This window comes from Paenibacillus sp. F024, assembly GCF_057814255.1.
Map to the genome: position 1 here is coordinate 250,106 of NZ_JBVASZ010000001.1, position 20,608 is coordinate 270,713.

Below are 20,608 nucleotides of genomic sequence, written 5' to 3' on the forward strand. Positions count from 1 at the left end.
GATTAATTGTTCGCTTTGGCCAATTTGACCATGATCCGAGCCATCACTTTTCTTTCCTGCTCGTCACTGACATCCCAAAGCTCTTTGAGTACACGTTCTTCTTTGTTCTCCGGATCAATCTTATTGGCCAAAAAATCGCCGATCTGGAATGCCAGATTCGCAATTGTTTCCTCGGTCATTCCGGCTTTTTCCGCCTGCTCTACACGCTCACCCAAAAATTCTTTCCAACGTTCGAACACCTTCAGCACCGTAGCCATGCCGCAATTCCTCCTTTGTAAGAATGAATGGTCGTTGCAATTATAATGTCTGCAATAACGGAGGGGATTATACGGCAGGCTTACGTCAGCCAGCCGCCGTTGGGGCTGATGATCTGACCGGTAATATAGCCTGATTCGGGCAAGGCGAGAAAATAAACAAGCGACGCGATTTCATCGGGTTGACCAAATCGTCCGATTGGTATTGCGTTTTCAATAGCCGCTTTCTCCTCGGCATCAAAACCGGCCATCATCATCGTGTCTACTGCACCGGGCGCTACAGCATTAACGGTAACCCCGGACGGGGCAAGCTCCTTGGCCAGCGCTTTAGTAAAGGCATTAATGCCCCCTTTGGCAGTGGAATAAGCGACCTCGCAGGAAGCCCCGGAAATGCCCCAGATGGAAGACACATTAATAATCCGGCCGTACTTTTGAGAAACCATATGAGGCATAAATTGGCGGGTCATAAGAAAGGTTCCTTTCAGATTGATTCCCATCATCTCGTCCCACTGCTCTTCTGTCACATCCGCGAGCATTCCATAATGTGACACCCCTGCATTGTTCACAAGAATATCGGGAACCATTCCGTGCTGCAGCAGCTTCTCTTTCATTCGCTCCACCTGTTCCTGCGAACGCAAATCGGCCGTTACCGTAAGCACACGGGCACCCTGGCCCATACAGCTTCTTGCGGTTTCGTTAGCCGCTTCATGAGACTGCAAATAGTGAATCACAACGTTCAAGCGGGCAGAGGCAAAACGGCGGGCGATCGCCGCACCGATGCCCCGGCTCGCCCCCGTTATCAATACCGTTTGTTCAGTAAATTGTTTACTCCTGTTATGCTCCATGGGAATCACTTGTCACAATAGATGCTGCAAGGCGGCTCCAGTCAAAATGGCTGTGAAGCAGCTCGTTCACATCGGCAGGCTCCAGTTCTTCGTAAACAGGCAAAATTTCAAACAGCTCGATGCCTTTAAACCGGTACTTCGTAAACTCATTGGCGATAGCTTCAGGTGAATTAAGCTGTCTAAGAAAAGCGCCGATTTTTTTCTTCTTGCTCCGCTCAAAATCAGAAACGGCGATGCCTTCCGATTTCATTCGATCGATTTCCTCTTGGACTCGGGAAATTAATTTCTCCGGATCCTTGGTATCACCGCCCATCACGGTAAACGCATAGTTCTCCGCTATGTTATATTCCGATCCAAAGCTGTCAAAGATCAGCTGCTCATCGTACAGCTTCTGATAAATGGCGGAGGTGGGGCTTACGAGAATATCCAGCAGTACCTTCATGGCAAGCTCCCGCTTCAGCATCTCGCGTCCTCTAAGCGGCTGACCCGGCTCCTTGCAGCCAAAAAGACATTTAGGCAGTGAAACAGGAAGCACAGTCACTTTTCGCGGCGCCTTCACCCCGGCCGGTTCCTCATCGAAGTATCGGCGTATTTCCCCTTGCGGTTTGAACGTTTTGGCCCCCTGATTTTGTCTGACCAGCTCCATGATTTCCTCTGGTTCCACTCCGCCAACCACGAACAGACTCATATTGCTTGGATGGTAAAAGGTACGGTAACAATCATATAGCATTTCTTTCGTGATTTTTTCAATCGATTCCACTGTTCCCGCAATATCGATGTGAACGGGATGGATATGATACATCGTCTCAATCAGGCCAAAATAGACGCGCCAGTCCGGATTGTCTTGATACATATTGATTTCCTGACCGATAATGCCCTTTTCCTTCTCCACGTTCTCATCCGTAAAATACGGATTTTGCACAAAATTCAGCAGCGTGGTCAAATTCTCCTTGATATGCTCGGTAGCGGAAAATAAATAAGCTGTTCGGTCGAAGCTGGTAAAGGCATTAGCCGAGGCTCCCTGCGCCGCAAACACGGAAAAGATATCGCCGGTTGGTTCTTCAAACATCTTGTGCTCGAGAAAATGCGCAATACCGTCAGGTACTTTGCGCCGTTCTTCGCCTACTACCTGAAAGTGATTATCGATGGAGCCGTACTTTGTAGAGAACGTAGCATACGTTTTCTGAAAGCCTTCTTTCGGCAAAATAAACACGGATAGTCCGTTGGGAAGCTGCTCCGCATACAAGGTTTCTTTTACATGTGGATAAGGGATGACCTGCATTTATTCTCCTCCCTTGCGGTCGCGCAGAAAATAAATGGTGTCGAGCTGCACCTTCTGCGCCATATTCCGGATTTGCTCCGGCGTCGTTTGTTCGACTTGTTCGATCAGCTTGGGAACCGTCCGCTCCGCCCCTGACAAACGGTTATTAAAATCAAAAGCAATCAATTCGAATGCGGAATCCTGAAGCTCTCGCAGATGCCCCGAAATCATCGCTTGGGTTTGCTGGAGCTCGATCTCGGATATATTCCCTTCTTCCATCGCTTTTAGCTGCTCTTTGATGATGGTAACTGCTTTTTCATAGTTTGCGATCTCAATGCCCGATTGGATCGTCATAATCCCCTTATGGCCGTCCAGACGTGAGGAGGCATAATAAGCCAGGCTTGCTTTCTCCCTGACGTTTGTAAACAGCTTGGAGTGCGGATAGCCGCCCAATATACCGTTATACAGCAGTGCTGAGGGATAAGATTCGTCCGCATATGAAGTCGGGATACGAAGACCCATGTTCAGCTTGCCTTGACTTACGTCGAGCCTCTCCACTACTTCTTTCACCTGTGCCGCATTCCTGTGTCCGATCTTGAGACTGTAGGAGGAAGCCTCTGAACGATTCAACGAAAAATAACGGTCGACCAGCGGAAGCACTTGCTCCAAATTCGTATTTCCGACAACATAAACATCCATGGGCGCGCTTTGCAGCAGTTCTTGGAACCTCTCCGTCAATGATAAGGCTTCTATGGACGCCAACGCGTCAAGCTTACCCAGCGGATGCAACCGGTAAGGCTCATCGCTGCACATTTCCTCAATGCAGCGTTCGGCCGCATATTTAATTTTATCGTTTACGATGGCCTGAAGCCGTTTTTCCAATGTCGCTTTTTCCGATTCGATATACTTACCGACCAGCGTACTTCCGTCGATTGCCGGCTCGGTTACGGCTCCGCCCATAAACTCAATCGCTTGCTCCAGCAGCGAGCGGCGGCTGGAAACGAATTCGTCTTGGATGACATCCATTCGAAACTGTATCATTTGATAATCGCCGCGTTTATAGATGTCAAAACCAAAGCCTGCTCCATACATGTCATCCAACCGTTCCCGGAACTGCTTTGTCTCCGGGTACGCTTTGCTTCCGCGCCGAAGCACGAAAGGGATTAATGCTGTCGGTGTGACCGTCTCTTCATCAAGAGGACTGCCGACATATACCGATAACGCGAAGGTCTTGAACTGCTCCGTCGGGAGCACATGCACGCGCACGTTGCGAACCGTACCGCGCTGAAATTGAGTATCCTTCAATGACGAAACAACTCCTCTCATGATTGCGTTCATCGCTTCCTTCACACATGATCCATTATATTCCTCTATAAACAGAAGAAGCAACCGCAACAGGGTTACTTCTACTTGATGCTTTATTTGCAGAAAATATGTTTTCCGATTTGTTTGACCTGAGGACGGGTCCAAATCCAGGCCGACGTCGCGGTCTCCGGATTGAAATAATACAAGCAGCCCCCGCTTGGGTCCGAACCGTTCAAAGCGTCTTGTACTGCTCTGCGCGCCGTATCGTTAGGAGTCAGCCAAATTTGTCCATCGGCTACAGCGGTAAATGCTCTTGGCTGAAAAATGACACCGGAAACGGTGTTCGGGAAGCTTGGCGACTTCAACCGGTTCAAAATCACCGCCGCTACGGCGACTTGTCCTACATACGGCTCCCCCCGGGCTTCCCCGTAAACGGCGTTAGACATGATCTTCAAGTCCTGCTCTGACAATCCAAGCCGTGTTGATGGCGTCATCCCTGTCGGCGCTTCAGCCGCACGCTCCTGGGCTGGGGCGCCTCCAGCCGGGGCTTGTCCCTGTCCTCCGCCGGTGACCCAAGGAGGCAGATCCTCCGCTTTGGGCTTCCAGGCTTTCGTCGCTTCCCAAAGCTTTAATTTGGTCTGATCTCCCGCAATACCGTCAACCTCCAATCCGAACTCGGATTGAAACCACTTGAGCGCTCTTAAGGTCTGGTAGCCGAAATCGCCGTCCACCCTTCCTTTATAAAAGCCCAAAAACTTAAGACGCCCTTGAAGCTCATATACATCGGCAGTAGAGGACGCCCCATAACGGATTTCATTCTTGCTGAACGTTTGCTCTGTGCCAAAGCGGTGCTTAAGCTGAAACCCGGCAGACAAAACCAATATCAGACAAACGGTAATCACAACAAGTCGTTTATTCATGTAAGCATACTCACCTTTCCCACTTCGTTTTGATAACCTTTTTACGGTTATTATGAGAAAGGGAGTCAGCTTCTATTCAAGAAGAAATGGGAATCGCTGGGCGCCATGCACGACGTTCATCACGAGCTCATACGGTTGATCTGATACTGCTCAAGAGAAACAAGCACCTCGCGAGGCTTGCTGCCCTCATACGGCCCGACAATTCCTCGGGCTTCCATCGTATCGATCAGCCTCGCCGCACGCGTATATCCTACTCTCATCCGGCGCTGCAGCAAGGAAACGGAGGCCTGCTTGGCTTCAAGTATGATCTGAACCGCTTGATCGTACAGCTCGTCCTCAAATTCATTTTGCTCATCCTGCTTTTCTTCCACTTGAGGCACCATATCCTCAACATATTCGGCCTGTCCTTGAGTCCTTACAAAATTTACGACAGCCTCCACCTCGGAATCGGACAGAAAAGCCCCCTGCACACGAACAGGCTTGGAAGCGCCCATCGGCAAATAAAGCATGTCCCCGCGACCCAACAGCTTTTCAGCGCCCACGGCATCAAGAATCGTCCGCGAATCCACCTGAGATGAAACGCCGAAAGCAATGCGTGAAGGAATATTTGCTTTAATGACACCGGTGATGACATCGACGGACGGCCGCTGGGTAGCGATGATCAGATGGATCCCCGCAGCCCGAGCCATTTGTGCCAAACGGCAGATCGCATCCTCCACATCGTTGGCAGCCACCATCATCAGATCTGCCAGCTCGTCCACGATCACGACAATATAAGGCAGCGGCGCTCCCGTTTGGGTTTCCTTCAGCATGGCATTATAGCCCTCAATGTTTCTCGTGCCGCTCTTGGAGAACAATTCGTACCGTTTCTCCATCTCAACGACGACCTTTTTCAACGCCAAGGAAGCACGCTTGGGATCCGTAACTACCGGTGCCAGCAGATGCGGGATCCCGTTATACACATTCAGCTCAACCATTTTCGGGTCAATCATCAAAAATTTAACTTCATCCGGCTTCGCTTTATACAATACACTCGTGATGATCCCGTTGATGCAGACCGATTTACCTGACCCTGTAGCTCCGGCAACAAGCAAATGCGGCATGCGTGCCAGATTGCCTACAATCGGCTGTCCCGAGATATCCCGGCCCAGTGTGATCGACAACTTCGAAGCGGCATCCTGGAACGTCGGGCTTTCCATAACCTCCCGCATTGTGACGACGGATACCTCCGTATTGGGCACCTCAATGCCGATCGCAGATTTTCCCGGAATCGGAGCCTCCATCCGTATATCCTTGGCAGCCAAGGCAAGCGCAATATCGTCCGTTAAGCTAACGATTCGGCTCACCTTCACACCGACATCAGGCTGAATTTCATACCGGGTCACGGCCGGACCACGTACGACCTCAAGCACTTTTGCTCTTACGCCGAAGCTTTCCAGCGTCGCCTCCAGCTTACGCGCAACGGCTTTATAATCGAGCGAATCGCCGCCTTTGCCTGAAGACGGTTTGGATAAAAGCTGGAGTGAAGGCAGCTCATAAGGAATATCCAACGGCTTGTTTTTCATTTCGAAATTCTCCGGGCTTCCTTCACCTTGCTCAGGCTCTTGCCCTAGGGCTTTAGAGCCGGAGGCCGCACGGTTCTCGCCCTTGATTTCCACAGCAGAGGCAGTCACCGTCTCCTGTTTCACCTGCTCCTGAAAATCCCGGATAACCGGGATGGCCGGATCATACTGGACACCCGAGGCAAATTCATTTTCCTGTAAAGGCGATTGTGGAGCCTCTTCTCTCGAATATACCGTCACCATCTCCTCGCCGACGTCGGAAGATGGGTCCGTGATGATCGAAGCCGAAGCTTTATCAGACGGTTTGCCGCGTCCTTTGGATGGACTTAGCAGCTCAAAGAAGAGGGCGCTCTTTCTTCCAGGCTCACGTTTTTTCCTTTCCGGCTTGAGCGTTTCCTCATCATATTCTTCATCGGGTTCCGGAACATAAGCGGCGGCCTGCTTTCTTTTCTTCTCGTTATTGACAAGTGCAAGCTTTCGTTGATGACGTTCTTGCAGCTTGCGTTTGATGTACTGACCTAACAACGTATCGGCAAAAGGCTTTCGCCCTCCCACGCGGTTAAACACATCGCCTAGCGAAAGGCCTGTCACCAACAGAAATCCTGAAATAAACAACGTATATTGGATCAGCCGCGCGCCCAAATTATCAAACAAATAGTACAACACGGAGTAGAGCAGGGCTCCGATCATCCCGCCCCCTACTCCGGCGGTCAAAATATCCTGGCCCTCCATTGTCGGCTCAAGCCCGTCTACCATGCTGATCCATGTTTGCGACCATATTTGACTTGCGGTAAAATCCGTTCTTTCATAAAGCTGGGCAAACAGGCTGATATGGCTCATGAGCAGTAGGGATAGAACGATTAACAGCAATCCCGTTTTGCGGGATGTCCTCCAGACCGGCCACGACCGCTTCATCATGGCATACAAAGCAGCGTATATGAACACTAACGGGATAACAAAGTCCCACGTTCCAATCAGAAAGCGAAACAGATAGGTCAGGGCGCGGGCTACTGAGCCCTCACGGGATAAAGCGATGATAGACAATGTCAAAATCAATATGCCGTACAGTTCAAATTTCAAGTTCGTTTTAAGTCCTTTGGCTCTCTTCCTCTTCTTGGACAAGGCCGCTCACCCCCGAGGACTCATTATACCATAAACTGGGGTGAAGCTGAACGAAGAGAATGTAAATTCGATCCTTAGCCCTGCAGCGCCGGCTGAAATTCAATCAGCCGACCGGGGGCATACTGCGGATTCAAATAGTCCTGCGGGTTGCAGCTGATTAATCGGACGATGGTCGCCTGCTGTGCATTAATGGGCTGTACCTGCATCGTGACACCATTTATGACAATTTCAATCGGTCTGGGAAAGTCCTCATGATCTATGCCATCCAATACCGCTTCAAGTGGAAGTACGGTATAATGAATCATTGAACCATTCCTCCTCCTTTTATTCTACGCCGTTCTTCGATCATCTCGTTGAGCTTTTGAATGGCCTCCCCGACACCGCCCAACCCGTCGATCAATCCATAACGGACAGCATCCGATCCAATCACTGTCGTTCCGATATCCCGGGTCAGCTCTCCCGTTTTGAACATCAGCTCTTTGAATTTCGCCTCTTCCACTCTAGAATGGCCTGTGACGAATCGAATGACCCGCTCCTGCATTTTATCCAAATATTCAAACGTTTGCGGCACTCCGATGACCAAACCGTTCAGTCGAATCGGATGAATAGTCATCGTAGCGGTCTCCGCTATGATGGAATAGTTAGCCGATACCGCGATGGGAACACCGATACTGTGCCCTCCACCGAGAACCAGCGTGACGGTAGGCTTGGATAAGGTTGCTATCATTTCTGCAATAGCAAGACCCGCTTCCACATCGCCGCCGACCGTATTCAGAATGATCAATACCCCTTCAACTTTCGAATTTTGCTCCGCCGCGACAAGCTGCGGGATCAGGTGCTCATATTTTGTCGTTTTGTTTTGCGGCGGAAGGACAAGATGCCCCTCTACCTGTCCGATAATCGTCATGCAAAAAATATTAGATTCATTTGCCGGAACAGTGGTTTGGCCCAGCTGCTGAACCGCTTCCACCGTAGCGTTCCTTTTTGCATCTTCTGTCATGGGTTGTGTCTGCTGCTCTTGATTATTGGTAAATGCCATGTCATATTCCCCCTAAGGTGCTAAAATCTCCCCTTAGTATGCTCCCTATGCGAAAAAATATGCGCGAAATACATAAAGACCGCTCTGTATCCTTGTCGGACACAGGCGGTCTTTTTTCATGTAAGTGACATTTATTTAAGTTAACGGTGCTATGACTGGTGGACTGTATCAGACTTCCATAATAATCGGAAGAATCATCGGTCTTCTTCTGGTTTGTTCATATAAGAATCGTCCGAGCGCGTCCTTCACATGCGTTTTGAGAGACGCCCATTCATTTACATTCTCGTTCATCAGGCGATGCAGGGTGCTGGTCACAATCCGATTCGCTTCTTCAAGCAGCCCTTCCGATTCCCGCACATATACGAAACCGCGGGAAATGATATCCGGGCCGGACAGAATAGCGCCATCCTGCTTGCTGAGCGTCACTACGACGACGAGAATACCATCTTGCGACAGCAGCTTGCGGTCGCGCAGCACGATGTTGCCTACGTCGCCCACACCCAATCCGTCAATCAAAATGTTGCCCGCCGGAACTTTGGAGCCCTTGCGCGCCACGCCATCTTGAATTTCTACGGTATCGCCGTTATCCACGATGAAAATATCTTCCCGCGCTATACCTACAGACTCCGCCAGCATCCCATGCTGACGAAGCATCCGGTACTCCCCGTGAATCGGGATAAAATATTTCGGACGCATCATATTGAGCATCAGCTTCAGCTCTTCTTGGCTTCCGTGTCCGGAAACGTGTACGCCTGTAATCGAGCCCGGCCCGTAAATCACATGAGCTCCAATCCGCATCAGTTCGTCGACTGTACGTCCCACATAGCGTTCGTTACCCGGAATCGGGGTAGCCGCAATAATGACCGTATCTCCCGGTAAGATGTCCACCTTCCGGTGAGTCGAACGCGCCATACGTGTAAGGGCTGACATCGGCTCGCCCTGCGATCCCGTCGATAGAATAGCAACGCGGTCTGCAGCGAGTTTATTCACTTCTTCAGGCTCGATCAGCATGCCGTCCGGAATGTGCAAATAACCTAGTTCGCTTGCAATGCTGACTACATTGACCATACTGCGCCCGATAACAACAAGCTTTCGGCGAGTGCTCTCGCAGGCGTCGATCACCTGCTGAATCCGATGGATATTGGACGCAAATGTAGCAATAATGACACGCTGCTTCGCTTTGCGGAATACCTCTTCAATCTCTGCACCGACACTGCGTTCCGAACCGGTATAGCCCGGGCGTTCCGAATTTGTGCTGTCCGACAACAAGGCCAGCACACCCTTTTGACCGATCGCTGCCATTCGATGAAGATCAGCATACTGCTCATTTACAGGCGTCTGATCAAACTTGAAGTCCCCGGTATGCACGACATTTCCTTCAGGTGTTTCCAAACACACACCGACCGAATCCGGAATGCTGTGATTTGTTTTGAAGAATGTCGCGGTCATGGAGCCCAGCTTCAATTCAGAATCGGCTGTAATGACGATTCGTTTCGTTTCGCCAAGCAGACTCGCTTCCTTTAATTTCGTTTCAATGAGTCCCATAGTCAATCTTGTACCGTATACCGGCACATTCAAATGCTTCAACACGTAAGGCAATCCGCCGATGTGATCCTCATGTCCATGGGTAATCAAAATCCCCCGGACTTTATCGCGATTTTCCGTCAGGTAGGAAATGTCAGGAATGACAATGTCGATTCCAAGCATGTCCTCCTCTGGAAATTTCAATCCGCAGTCAATCACAACAATATCGTTCGCGTATTGCACAACATACATGTTCTTTCCGATTTCACCTACGCCGCCCAAGGCGAAAATCGTTAATTTATCTATATTTTTCTTAGACAATACATTAACCTCCTCAAATTAATTGACGACGATTCAGACATGAGTAAAACCAAAATATACCGCACCAGTCACTTGCCACCATTATACATGAACAAATTAACTATTTACAAGCCGATAAGTATCACACGATCAGCCGCTAGTAATTCGTATTGTATCCCAAAAAAAGAAAACCGATGCCAGAATGGCACCGATTCATTCGAAGACCTCATTCAAACAGGGAAGCAATGAATTGTCCTTCTTGTTCGGTAACATTCACGAGCGGTAATCGCACTCCACCCGCCGAGATTCCTCTGAGTTGAAGCGCATGCTTCACCGGCGCAGGATTCGGCACGCGGTGCGGACAGAAGAACAATCCTCTGAATACCGGAAGCAATTGACCGTGAAGTCTTGCCGCACCCTGTACATCTCCCTGTAAATAGCATCTTATCATATTTTGCATTTCTTTTCCAATCACATGGCTCGCAACACTGATGATGCCTTGTGCACCTACGGACATAGCTGGAAGCGCAGCACTGTCATCACCGCTGTAGACAAGGAACCCCGGAGCAGCACCGCTTACGATCTGGGTCAGCTGGTCCGTATCCGCACAGTCCTTCGTTGCGACAATATTGGGAATCTGAGATAAACGAATCGTCGTATCGGCGTCGATATTTACTCCGGTTCGTCCTGGCACATTGTACAAAATAACCGGGATGCTTACCGATTCGGCGATTGCTTTAAAATGCTGATACAGGCCTTCCTGAGAAGGACGATTATAATAAGGAGCTACCAACAACAGAGCATCCACTCCGAGCTTCTCCGCTTCCTTGGATAAATGGATAGAGTGAGCCGTATCATTGCTGCCCGTACCCGCAATAACGGGACAGCGTCCATTGACATGCTTCACCGCGGCGCGGAAGAGCTCCAGCTTTTCTTCCTCTGTCAGTGTTGGCGATTCTCCCGTTGTACCGCATACGACGAGGCTGTCGCTTTGCTGCTCTTGGATTAAATAGTCAATCAATTTCTCAAACCCCGTAAAGTCAACCCTCAGGTCGGCGTCAAAAGGCGTTACCATTGCCGTTATAAGTCTTCCAAAATCCACGACAAACTCCTCCTACTTCATTGTTCTGTATAATTTGAACTGCTTATGCAATGCTCTCACCGCTTTGACCATGTCGTCCTCCTGAACCAACACCCAGATGGTCGCATTGGAGTCTGCGGACTGTAAAATTTGAATATCCTCTTCCGTCAGCGCTTCGACGATAAGTGCCATAATTCCCGGAACACCGTTCATGCCCCCGCCGATAATCGACACCTTGGCGCAATTTGGCGTAATTTGGGGCGCGAGCCCCAGCTCCGCCAATGTATCGGCAGCCCGATTTGCCTCATTATCAAACACCGTATAGACCACACCGGAAGGATTCACATTGATGAAATCAACGCTGATCCTCTGCCGGGCCATCGCTTTAAACACTTTAAGCTGAAGGTCATAGCTTCCTTCCTTGGCCAATACACGGATTTGTGAGATCCCTGGAACATGAGCTATCGCTGTAACAAAACGATCCTGCACCGATCCGGCTTCCGCCTTGATGGCATCGGAGTGTGTCACAAGGGTTCCCGGATCCTTCGAGAACGTAGAGCGCACACGAACCGGTATGCCGGCATGCATTGCAACTTCCACTGCTCTGGGATGAATCACTTTGGCACCCAAATGCGCCATATTGCATATCTCCGTATACGAAACGACCGCCAACGGCTGTGCATCGGCAACGATTCGCGGATCCGCCGTCAATATTCCGCTCACGTCGGTAAAGATATCCACAATGTCCGCCTTAAGCGCAGCGCCTAAAGCCGTTGCGGATGTATCGCTGCCGCCTCGTCCGAGCGTCGTGAAATCACGCGCCGCCGTTTCGCCTTGAAAACCGGCAACAATGACAACGTTTCCTTGTTCGAGCAGTTCCACGATATGCCCTGGCTGGATGGAGGTGATTTGAGCGTTGCCGAATGTATCATTGGTCCGTATCCCGGCTTGCGCTCCGGTCAGTACTGTTGATGGAATGCCTGCCGCATTCAATAAGCTGCATAAGGTTGCCGCCGAGATCAGCTCTCCGCAGCAGAGCAGTATATCCTTCTCCCTGTCAGGCAAACAGTCTCCATTCTGATGAATCCAATCCAGTAATGTATCCGTTGCATAAGGCTCGCCCTTGCGTCCCATAGCCGATACGACTACAACTAGTTTGTACTCCTGCTTCAACGCATCCTGAATGTGCTCAATAACGTGTGCTCTGGCTTCGGCTGTGGAAAGGGACGTGCCTCCGAATTTCTGCACCAAGATCTTCAAGCAAGATCTCCCCTTTCTCGATTAGCCTTTCTATGATTCAGCAAAAACCAAGCTTCCCGCATCATGCAGGAAGCTGATTGGTAACCCGGATTTGTCCGCAATTATTTTTCGATCGCGATGTATTCCGCAATTTGTACCGCATTCCAAGCGGCGCCCTTCAATAAATTATCGGATACAATCCACATGTTCAGAGCCCGAGGGTTGCTCAGGTCGCGGCGTATGCGTCCTACGAACGTCTCCAGCTGACCAGCCGCTTCTGTAGCGAGCGGATACAGCTGCTCCTCCGCGTTATCCTGTACGATGATCCCCGGCGCCTCAGCGAGGAGGTTCTTCACTTCCTCCACGTCAAAATCACTTTTCAATTCGATATATACGGATTCCGAGTGTCCATAAACAACTGGAATGCGTACGCATGTAGCTGTGACCTCCAAAGATTCGTCGCCCATAATCTTTTTCGTTTCGTTGATCATTTTCATTTCTTCATAAGTAAAACCGTTATCCACAAATTTATCAATTTGCGGAATGGCGTTAAACGCGATTTGATGCTTGACCGGAAGCGATCCCACCGGCAAAATTTGCGGATCTACCGGCTGTCCGTCCAGTACAGCGCGGGATTGGCGCAGCATTTCATTAATGGCGCTTGCTCCTGCACCCGATACAGCCTGGTATGTGGAAACGATAATGCGGGAAATGCCATAACGGTCATACAGCGGCTTTAACGCCTGAACCATTTGAATCGTAGAGCAGTTCGGGTTTGCGATAACACCCTTGTTTTCATTAATTTTATCGATATTCACTTCCGGCACCACAAGCGGTGTTTCCGGGTCCATCCGGAAAGCGCTGGTATTATCCACACAGATTGTTCCATGCTTGATCGCTTCCGGCACTAGCGTGCGGCTGACGTCGCCCCCGGCGCTGAACAAAGCAATATCCACATTGCGGAAGCTTTCCGGCTTTGCTTCTTCAAGTGTAATCTCTTGACCTTTGAAGCTGATCTTTTTGCCCGCTGATCGTGCAGATGAAAGAAGCTTGAGTTCACCAATGGGGAAATTCCGTTCGGCCAGCAAACGGATAATTTGTTCTCCTACAGCACCTGTTGCACCTACTACAGCGACATTAAACAATTTTTGATTCGACATGTGTACGTCTCTCCCCTATGATGAAATAAGTAAATGTATGATCAGTAATTAAACCGTTCAATCAGCATTGGCTGCAGCTGCTTGCCTTGGAGCGCCGCTTCGCACGTTTCCATAATCAAGTCCATCCGGGCTACAAGCGAGTTCGGCTTGGCCGTCGGATTATCCTGACCGAAAGGAACAAAATAAATATTCTTCGTAATCAGCAGCTTGCCTACGTTCATCGCGTTCAGGCCAAGACCGTCATTTGTCGAGATGGCCAGCACAAGCGGCCTGCCGTTACGCATTTGCGCCTTTGCGGCCATCAATACCGGACTCTCGGTCATGGCATTAGCCAATTTACTTGTCGTATTGCCCGTACAAGGAGCGATAACCAGTACATCCAGCAGCTTCGAAGGTCCGAGCGGTTCTGCATCTACAATTGAAGAAATAATATCATTTCCTGTGATCTGTTTCAACTGTTTTTGCCAACTTTCCGACGTTCCGAATCGCGTATCTGTCGTCATGATGGTATTGGATACAATCGGAACCACCTTCGCTCCCGCATCTATAAAGCGCTGAATTTGCGGCATGACTTCTTCAAAGGTGCAGTGAGAACCCGTCAGAGCGTAACCTACCGTAAGACCCTGCCAATTCATTTTACCTATTCCTCCTTGAATTTGCATCCTCCATAAGGATCCGTGTAATCGTATCGGCAATGATGCGCCCTGCCGTTTTCGGCGCGACGATCCCCGGAAGCCCAGGTGCAAGAATCGCCTTGACTCCCCGTTTCTCGGCAAAGCGAAAATCCGTTCCGCCCGGCTTCGAGGCAAGATCAATAATGACCGCCCGATGAGGAATATTGGCTATGATTTGAGCTGTGATCACCATCGACGGTATGGTATTAAAAAGCAGGTCGACATGAGATACATTGGAGATCAGTTCCTTGGTGTAAAAAGGGTTCATTCCCATTTCCACGGCCCTGGCGTAATACTCCGGTTTATGCACTCCGACCCTTACCCTGGCTCCCATACCCTGAAGTGTTCTGGCCAGCGTGATCCCCGTCCTGCCAAAGCCAAGCACCATCGATTCGGAGCCGTGCAGTGTAATATCCGTATTTTGAATGGCCATCATGATAGCGCCTTCGGTGGTTGGTATCGAATTGTAGATCGCCACATCATCCCGGTCGAAAAGCTCTATCAGCTCTATCCCCTCTTTAGAACAAAGCTCGCGCAAATAAGGCTTCGCCATTCCGGCAAACACCTTTGCTTTTTTCGGAAGCGCAGCTATATGTTCACCCTCGAGACGCAATTCCTTTGACGCAAAGAGACTTTCCACATGTCCATAGTCGTCCGTACCTACAGCAGGCAAAATGACGGCATCCATACTTTCAAGCGCCTCAGGCGTCAGCTCTGCCTTGGTAATTCCGCTGGAACCGTTTTGCAGATTGTCGAATCCGATCAGAACTACGGTAGCATCCAGCTCGGAGCATTTGTGAATGACTTCGAGTTGGCGGGCATCCCCGCCGATCAGCGCCACTTGAATTCCGGTCAGCATCATTCTCACCTCTTTCTAAGTCGCTTCGATAAATCATCTTATGCGTGAGCCCAAAAATGGGTTCCTCTGCTCCAAAAGAGAATGCAAAGAGCTCCAAGCATCGCTTCGCCGATACCTGAGGTCACCTTCTGCTTGCTGCTTATCCTGCTCAACAAAAAAACGCTCTTCCGTTCTCAAGCCGAAGCTTGATACGAAAAGAACGTCTTCTTCCGAAAGAAATAACTTTATTTGGTTCCCGTATGCCCGAAGCCACCTGCTCCGCGCACCGTATCGTCGAGCTCTTCCACTTCTGTAAGCCGGATCCGCGGAACCAGCTGGAAAACCATCTGTGCAATCCGTTCCTTGCGTTCGATCACGAAAGGCTCTTTGCCATGGTTGATCAGCAGCACTTTAACTTCGCCGCGATAATCCGCATCAATCGTACCGGGACTGTTCAAAGACGTAATGCCTTGTTTGAAGGCAAGCCCGCTGCGCGGCCGGATCTGCGCCTCCAGCTCCTCAGGCATAGCAAGCGCAAAGCCGGCAGGAATAAGTGCACGGGCACCCGGTTCGAGTGTCACAGGCTCACTCACCGCCGCATACAAATCAAAGCCGCTGGCAAGCTGCGACATTTTCTGCGGGAGAGGAATGTCTTCATTGCCAGGGAGACGTTTGATCTTTACATCGAATTCGTTAAACAAGCTGATCCCTCCTGAATCCGGCGATGGCCTCATCCGATTGCCCTACCATTGCCAAAGCAAACGGCGTAGAAAGCAGGCTTGCGCTCAGCTGTTGAATCTGCTCCAGCTCCACTTTATCAATCCGGTCGATCATTTCATCCAAGCTGTAATGCTTGCCCAGCATCAGTTCATTCTTGCCAAGGCGGTTCATACGGCTGCTGGTGCTTTCAAGACTCAATATGAGACTGCCTTTCATTTGTTCCTTGCCCTTTTTTAATTCCGCAGGCGTTAACCCGTTTGCCTTCAAATCGGATAACAGCTCCATCGTCGTCTTAAGTACCTCTTCCGTCTGCTTGGGCGCCGTTCCCGTATATATCGTAAACATACCGCCATCCTGATACGAGGTATGATAAGAGTAAACGGAATACGCAAGTCCGCGCTTTTCGCGAATTTCCTGGAACAGCCGGGAGCTCATCCCCCCACCGATGGCATTGTTCAGCAAAATCATGGCATAGAGCTGATCATCTTTGGCTGAAAATCCCGGAAACGAAAGGCAGATGTGGTTTTGCTCCGTCTTTTTCTGATGATACTGAAGGTCACTGTGAAAGCTGAGCGGAAGCATGGCGCGATCCCCGCCTTGAACGGAGAATTCACCGAAATGGCGCTCCATCAATTCAACTACGCTGTCATCAACATTGCCGGCAATACTAATAACCGTGTTTTCTATCGTATAACGGGATTTCATATAATTTCGGAGTGTATCGGAATTCATGGCCGCCAAATTATCCTGCGTGCCGATAATCGTTTGCCCGAGCGAGTGGCTGCCGAAAGCCGCTTTGGCAATCAGATCGTGCACCATGTCGTCGGGTGTATCCTCATACATGGAAATTTCTTCGTAAATGACATTTTTTTCTTTTTCAAGCTCCACCGTGTCGAACGTGGAACGGAAGAACATATCCGCTAACACTTCCACGGCCATAGGCAAATGCTCATCAAGAACTTTGCAATAATAGCACGTGTATTCTTTGGACGTAAATGCGTTCACATTCCCGCCGATGCCGTCGAAAATTTCAGCAATATCCTTTGCCGAATATTTATCTGTTCCTTTGAATAGCATGTGCTCGATAAAATGGGAAATGCCGTTATTCGTTTCACTTTCATCGCGAGATCCGGTTTTGACCCAAATGCCGAAAGCCACGGAACGGCCTGTCGGAATTTTCTCCACCAAGACTCTTAGCCCATTGTTAAGTATGTATTTGTCCAAGCCCTTGAGCCTCCTTAAGTCCTGCTATGTATTGTTACGCCTAGAGGATAATATTTAGATATTAACATTAATGCTCAGTCGACTCAACCTTGGGTACCCGCTGCGGGGAAATGACTTCACTGACGGTGCCCAGCTGCAGGCCCTTGGATTTGATGACGCGAATCATTTCCGGGAGTGCTTTGCTGCTGGAGGAAGTCGGATGCATGAGAATGAGCGATCCGGGTTCGATTCTTGTATCGATTTTACGGATAATGGTGGAAGGATCGGGTTTCTTCCAGTCTACGGTATCTAGCGTCCAAAGGATGGTTCTTAGCTTCATGCTATGCGCGATATCAACCGTCGTCTGATTGAAATCCCCTGAAGGCGGTGCAAACAGCTTATTATTTGCGCCAAGCTCATTTTTCAGCAGCTCTTCCGTTTTGCTGATTTCGGCGGCGGCCTGCGCACGGCTTAACCTACTCATATCCTTGTGCGAATACGCGTGATTGGACATCTCGTGCCCCTGCTCCATGATCGTCCGCGCCATAGGAAGATTCTTCCGAAGCCACGATCCGTCGAAGAAGAACGTGGCGTGCACTTTTTCTTTCTTCAACGTTTCCAGCATGGACGGCAAATATTCTTCTCCCCAAGCCACGTTGATCATAAACGCAGCCATCGGCTTATTCGGGTTTCCCTTGTAAATTGGATGAGGTCCGAGCTGATCCAGGCTGACTTGAGGAGAGACCTCCCTGAAAATAAGCTTGGGCGGGTTTGGAAATGACTCGCGTTCCGCCTGACGCACGGTTCTCTCCACATCGATTTCAAGTCCATTATAACCGGGTATCGCCTTCCAGACCGGGTCGACTTTCGCATTAATCGGCGCGACATTCAGCCGGTTGGCCTCCGCTTGAATATGCTCGAGCAGCTTTGCTCTGCGGTCATCCGTATCTTCACGCCACACCTGTCTGGATAACTGGCTTAGAGGAGATTCGACCGAATCCGCTGCGGCGCCGCTTTGGATCGCATGCTGTACAAAGCGGTCTACCTGAGGCGATTGCTGCACCAAGACGAGCATTGTGCCAAAGCAAGCTGCCGTAAACAACCATTGATAGCGTTTCATTCCCATTCTCCTGTCGTTCCTCGTTTGTCCCATTCATATGCCTTTGAGGACAAGGATAGAACCGACAGAAGCATCTGGCAAAACAAAAAAGAGACAGACTGCTCTGACTCTTTCTTCGTTCACGCTTTTATTAAGCTGGACTATGGAGTATTAGGTTTGTGCCGGAACTTGTGCCGTCAATACCGCTTTACGTGATAAATTCACGCGTCCCTGGGCATCAATTTCAGTGACTTTAACTGTTATGGCGTCACCAATCTTCACCACATCCTCTACCTTGCCTACGCGTTCAGTAGACAGCTGCGAGATGTGCACCAAGCCTTCTTTGCCCGGTAAAATTTCAACAAAGCAGCCGAATTTCTCAATGCGCTTCACCGTGCCGAGGTAGGTTTCTCCTACAACGACCTCACGGACGATGCCTTCGATAATTTGACGGGCTTTCTCGTTCATCTCCTGGTTCGATGAGGCAATGAACACACGGCCATCCTGCTCGATATCGATTTTCACGCCGGTTTCCTCAATGATTTTGTTGATGATCTTACCGCCTGCACCGATGACATCACGGATTTTGTCCGGATTGATCTGCATGGTGAGAATTTTTGGCGCATATTGCGACAACTGGGCTTTTGGCTGATCAATGCGACCAAGCATTTTGTTCAATATGAACATCCGGCCCTTCTTCGCCTGCTCCAACGATTCCGTTAAGATGGCACGGTCAATACCGTCAATTTTGATATCCATCTGCAACGCTGTTACGCCTTTTGCCGTACCTGCCACTTTGAAGTCCATATCCCCCAGGTGGTCTTCCATTCCTTGAATATCCGTCAATATAGAGAAGTGTTCTCCGTCTTTAATCAGTCCCATGGCTATACCCGCCACCGGTGCCTTGATAGGAACGCCCGCGTCCATCAGAGCCAGCGTGCTCGCGCAGATACTGGCTTGCGACGTCGAGCCGTTGGATTCCAATACCTCGGAAACGAGTCGAATAGTATAAGGAAATTCGGTTTCCGAAGGAATAATGGGCTCAAGCGCACGCTCTCCCAGTGCTCCGTGACCGATCTCACGACGACCCGGCGGACGCAGCGGTCTGGCTTCTCCTACACTGAACGGAGGGAAGTTATAATGATGCATAAACCGCTTCGACTCTTCCAAATCCAACCCGTCAAGAATCTGTACATCGCCAAGCGCGCCAAGAGTACAAACACTGAGCGCCTGTGTTTGGCCGCGGGTAAAGAGTCCTGATCCGTGTGTACGAGGCAGCAGATTGATATCACATTCGATCGGTCGGATTTCTTCCAGTCCGCGTCCATCCGGACGAACTTTGTCGTGCGTAATTAAACGGCGCACTTCTTCTTTCACGATATCGTAAAGTGTTTCTTTCACATCGGCCATCTTCTCCGGAGTTTCAGCGTAGACCGCAGCAAAGTGCTCCTTCGCATCGCTGTTCACCGCGTCGATCGCCTCTTGTCTAGCGTGCTTCTCCGGAATCTTAATCGCCTCGACTAAGCGCGAGCTTGCATACTCCCGAACCGCTTGATTCACATCTGCTTCAACACTGTGAAGCTTGACTTCCATCTTCGGCTTGCCGACTTCGGCTGTGAACTGCTCTTGGATCGCAACGATTTTACGGATTTCATCATGACCGAACATAATGGCTTCGAGCATCACTTCCTCCGGTACTTCTTCGGCTCCGGCTTCCACCATCATGATGGCATCCTTGGTTCCGGCAACGACCAGATGAATGTCGCTTTTCTCAGCCTGCTCGACCGTCGGATTGATGACGAACTGACCATCTACTCTTCCAACAATGACGCCGCCAATCGGGCCGTTAAACGGAACGTCCGATATGCTGAGCGCTGCGGACACGCCGATCATCGCCGTAATTTCCGGCGCGCATTCCTGGTCCACACTCATCACCATGGCTACGACCTGAACATCGTTACGGAAGCCCTCCGGGAACAACGGACGAATCGGACGATCCGTTAAACGGCTGGCGAGTATCGCTTTCTCACTCGGACGTCCTTCCCGCTTAATAAATCCCCCAGGAATTTTTCCTACAGAGTAAAGCCGTTCCTCATAGTTTACCGTCAGCGGAAAAAAATCCAAATCCTTCGGTTCGGCCGATGCCGTAACCGTACACAGTACAACCGTCTCACCGTAGCGGGCTACAACAGCTCCGTTGGCCTGCTTGGCCAAACGTCCGGTTTCGAGAATCAGCGGACGACCCCCGAGATCCATCTGCACCTTTTTCTCCATAAACAACCTCCTAAAATTTGCGTTCGCTCCATGGAATCCATATGCACGAGAATCGCTTATGTAGTGTTAGCGTCCGGCTTCGGAGCCATTCTCCGCAGCGGCCGCAACTATTATCTATATTGCATTCTGCATAATGACTAGTATTTCCTTCTTTTTGCGAAAATAGTAGCCGAAAAAAAGCAACCCCG

18 protein-coding genes are annotated in these 20,608 nt (G+C 50.0%); all 18 read right to left on the minus strand.

The window, feature by feature from the left end:
• Positions 1-2 precede the first annotated feature (2 nt).
• The 18 genes from ACZYR9_RS01230 to pnp all read right to left on the minus strand — a co-directional run bounded on the left by ACZYR9_RS01230 (position 3) and on the right by pnp (position 20,420).
• Positions 3-257: a DUF3243 domain-containing protein gene (locus ACZYR9_RS01230; protein ID WP_488976627.1), complete on the minus strand. Its 255-nt coding sequence runs from the start codon at positions 255-257 to the stop codon at positions 3-5.
• A gap of 80 nt (positions 258-337) precedes the next feature.
• On the minus strand, positions 338-1,099 hold the full coding sequence (gene ymfI, locus ACZYR9_RS01235) for an elongation factor P 5-aminopentanone reductase (protein WP_488976628.1): 762 nt from the start codon (positions 1,097-1,099) through the stop codon (positions 338-340).
• Positions 1,089-2,381, minus strand: coding sequence for an EF-P 5-aminopentanol modification-associated protein YfmH (gene yfmH, locus ACZYR9_RS01240; protein ID WP_488976629.1), 1,293 nt, complete (start codon positions 2,379-2,381; stop codon positions 1,089-1,091). Before yfmH ends, ymfI begins: the two co-directional genes overlap by 11 nt.
• Positions 2,382-3,665, minus strand: coding sequence for an EF-P 5-aminopentanol modification-associated protein YfmF (yfmF, locus tag ACZYR9_RS01245; protein WP_488976630.1), 1,284 nt, complete (start codon positions 3,663-3,665; stop codon positions 2,382-2,384).
• A gap of 113 nt (positions 3,666-3,778) precedes the next feature.
• Positions 3,779-4,585, minus strand: coding sequence for a spore cortex-lytic enzyme (sleB, locus tag ACZYR9_RS01250; protein WP_488976631.1), 807 nt, complete (start codon positions 4,583-4,585; stop codon positions 3,779-3,781).
• A 119-nt stretch (positions 4,586-4,704) separates the two neighbouring features.
• Positions 4,705-7,269: a DNA translocase FtsK gene (locus ACZYR9_RS01255; RefSeq protein WP_488976632.1), complete on the minus strand. Its 2,565-nt coding sequence runs from the start codon at positions 7,267-7,269 to the stop codon at positions 4,705-4,707.
• Positions 7,270-7,343: 74 nt separating this feature from the next.
• Positions 7,344-7,574: a YlzJ-like family protein gene (locus ACZYR9_RS01260; RefSeq protein WP_488976633.1), complete on the minus strand. Its 231-nt coding sequence runs from the start codon at positions 7,572-7,574 to the stop codon at positions 7,344-7,346.
• Entirely contained in the window at positions 7,571-8,308 is a 738-nt protein-coding gene (locus tag ACZYR9_RS01265; RefSeq protein WP_488976634.1) for a ClpP family protease, read from the minus strand. Before ACZYR9_RS01265 ends, ACZYR9_RS01260 begins: the two co-directional genes overlap by 4 nt.
• Positions 8,309-8,476: 168 nt before the next feature.
• Positions 8,477-10,153, minus strand: a complete 1,677-nt coding sequence (locus ACZYR9_RS01270; protein WP_488976635.1) for a ribonuclease J — start codon at positions 10,151-10,153, stop codon at positions 8,477-8,479.
• 205 nt (positions 10,154-10,358) lie between these two features.
• Positions 10,359-11,234 carry a 4-hydroxy-tetrahydrodipicolinate synthase gene (gene dapA, locus ACZYR9_RS01275; RefSeq protein ID WP_488976636.1) on the minus strand — a complete coding sequence of 292 codons (876 nt, stop codon included), beginning with the start codon at positions 11,232-11,234 and terminating at the stop codon, positions 10,359-10,361.
• A 12-nt stretch (positions 11,235-11,246) separates the two neighbouring features.
• Positions 11,247-12,473 carry an aspartate kinase gene (gene dapG / locus ACZYR9_RS01280; protein WP_488976637.1) on the minus strand — a complete coding sequence of 409 codons (1,227 nt, stop codon included), beginning with the start codon at positions 12,471-12,473 and terminating at the stop codon, positions 11,247-11,249.
• 101 nt (positions 12,474-12,574) lie between these two features.
• On the minus strand, positions 12,575-13,612 hold the full coding sequence (locus ACZYR9_RS01285) for an aspartate-semialdehyde dehydrogenase (protein ID WP_488976638.1): 1,038 nt from the start codon (positions 13,610-13,612) through the stop codon (positions 12,575-12,577).
• A 41-nt stretch (positions 13,613-13,653) separates the two neighbouring features.
• Complete coding sequence (locus ACZYR9_RS01290) at positions 13,654-14,247, minus strand: dipicolinate synthase subunit B (protein ID WP_488976639.1); 594 nt, start codon at positions 14,245-14,247, stop codon at positions 13,654-13,656.
• A 1-nt stretch (position 14,248) separates the two neighbouring features.
• Entirely contained in the window at positions 14,249-15,145 is an 897-nt protein-coding gene (gene dpsA, locus ACZYR9_RS01295; RefSeq protein WP_488977123.1) for a dipicolinate synthase subunit DpsA, read from the minus strand.
• Between the two features lie 224 nt (positions 15,146-15,369).
• The gene (gene dut / locus ACZYR9_RS01300) at positions 15,370-15,825 is read right to left on the minus strand and encodes a dUTP diphosphatase (RefSeq protein ID WP_488976640.1); all 456 of its coding nucleotides are present in this window, start codon (positions 15,823-15,825) and stop codon (positions 15,370-15,372) included.
• The gene (locus tag ACZYR9_RS01305) at positions 15,818-17,068 is read right to left on the minus strand and encodes a M16 family metallopeptidase (protein WP_488976641.1); all 1,251 of its coding nucleotides are present in this window, start codon (positions 17,066-17,068) and stop codon (positions 15,818-15,820) included. Before ACZYR9_RS01305 ends, dut begins: the two co-directional genes overlap by 8 nt.
• A 67-nt stretch (positions 17,069-17,135) precedes the next feature.
• Positions 17,136-18,167: a polysaccharide deacetylase family protein gene (locus ACZYR9_RS01310; protein ID WP_488976642.1), complete on the minus strand. Its 1,032-nt coding sequence runs from the start codon at positions 18,165-18,167 to the stop codon at positions 17,136-17,138.
• A 150-nt stretch (positions 18,168-18,317) separates the two neighbouring features.
• The gene (gene pnp / locus ACZYR9_RS01315) at positions 18,318-20,420 is read right to left on the minus strand and encodes a polyribonucleotide nucleotidyltransferase (protein ID WP_488976643.1); all 2,103 of its coding nucleotides are present in this window, start codon (positions 20,418-20,420) and stop codon (positions 18,318-18,320) included.
• Between the last annotated feature and the right edge of the window lie 188 nt (positions 20,421-20,608).

Coding starts and splice junctions, on each gene's coding strand:
- yfmH (WP_488976629.1), bottom strand. CDS start 2,381: ATGCAGGTCATCCCTTATCCACATGTAAAAGAAACCTTGTATGCGGAG.
- dpsA (WP_488977123.1), bottom strand. CDS start 15,145: ATGCTGACCGGAATTCAAGTGGCGCTGATCGGCGGGGATGCCCGCCAA.
- ymfI (WP_488976628.1), bottom strand. CDS start 1,099: ATGGAGCATAACAGGAGTAAACAATTTACTGAACAAACGGTATTGATA.
- ACZYR9_RS01265 (WP_488976634.1), bottom strand. CDS start 8,308: ATGGCATTTACCAATAATCAAGAGCAGCAGACACAACCCATGACAGAA.
- ACZYR9_RS01285 (WP_488976638.1), bottom strand. CDS start 13,612: ATGTCGAATCAAAAATTGTTTAATGTCGCTGTAGTAGGTGCAACAGGT.
- ACZYR9_RS01310 (WP_488976642.1), bottom strand. CDS start 18,167: ATGAAACGCTATCAATGGTTGTTTACGGCAGCTTGCTTTGGCACAATG.
- pnp (WP_488976643.1), bottom strand. CDS start 20,420: ATGGAGAAAAAGGTGCAGATGGATCTCGGGGGTCGTCCGCTGATTCTC.
- sleB (WP_488976631.1), bottom strand. CDS start 4,585: ATGAATAAACGACTTGTTGTGATTACCGTTTGTCTGATATTGGTTTTG.
- ACZYR9_RS01260 (WP_488976633.1), bottom strand. CDS start 7,574: ATGATTCATTATACCGTACTTCCACTTGAAGCGGTATTGGATGGCATA.
- ACZYR9_RS01290 (WP_488976639.1), bottom strand. CDS start 14,247: ATGAATTGGCAGGGTCTTACGGTAGGTTACGCTCTGACGGGTTCTCAC.
- ACZYR9_RS01230 (WP_488976627.1), bottom strand. CDS start 257: ATGGCTACGGTGCTGAAGGTGTTCGAACGTTGGAAAGAATTTTTGGGT.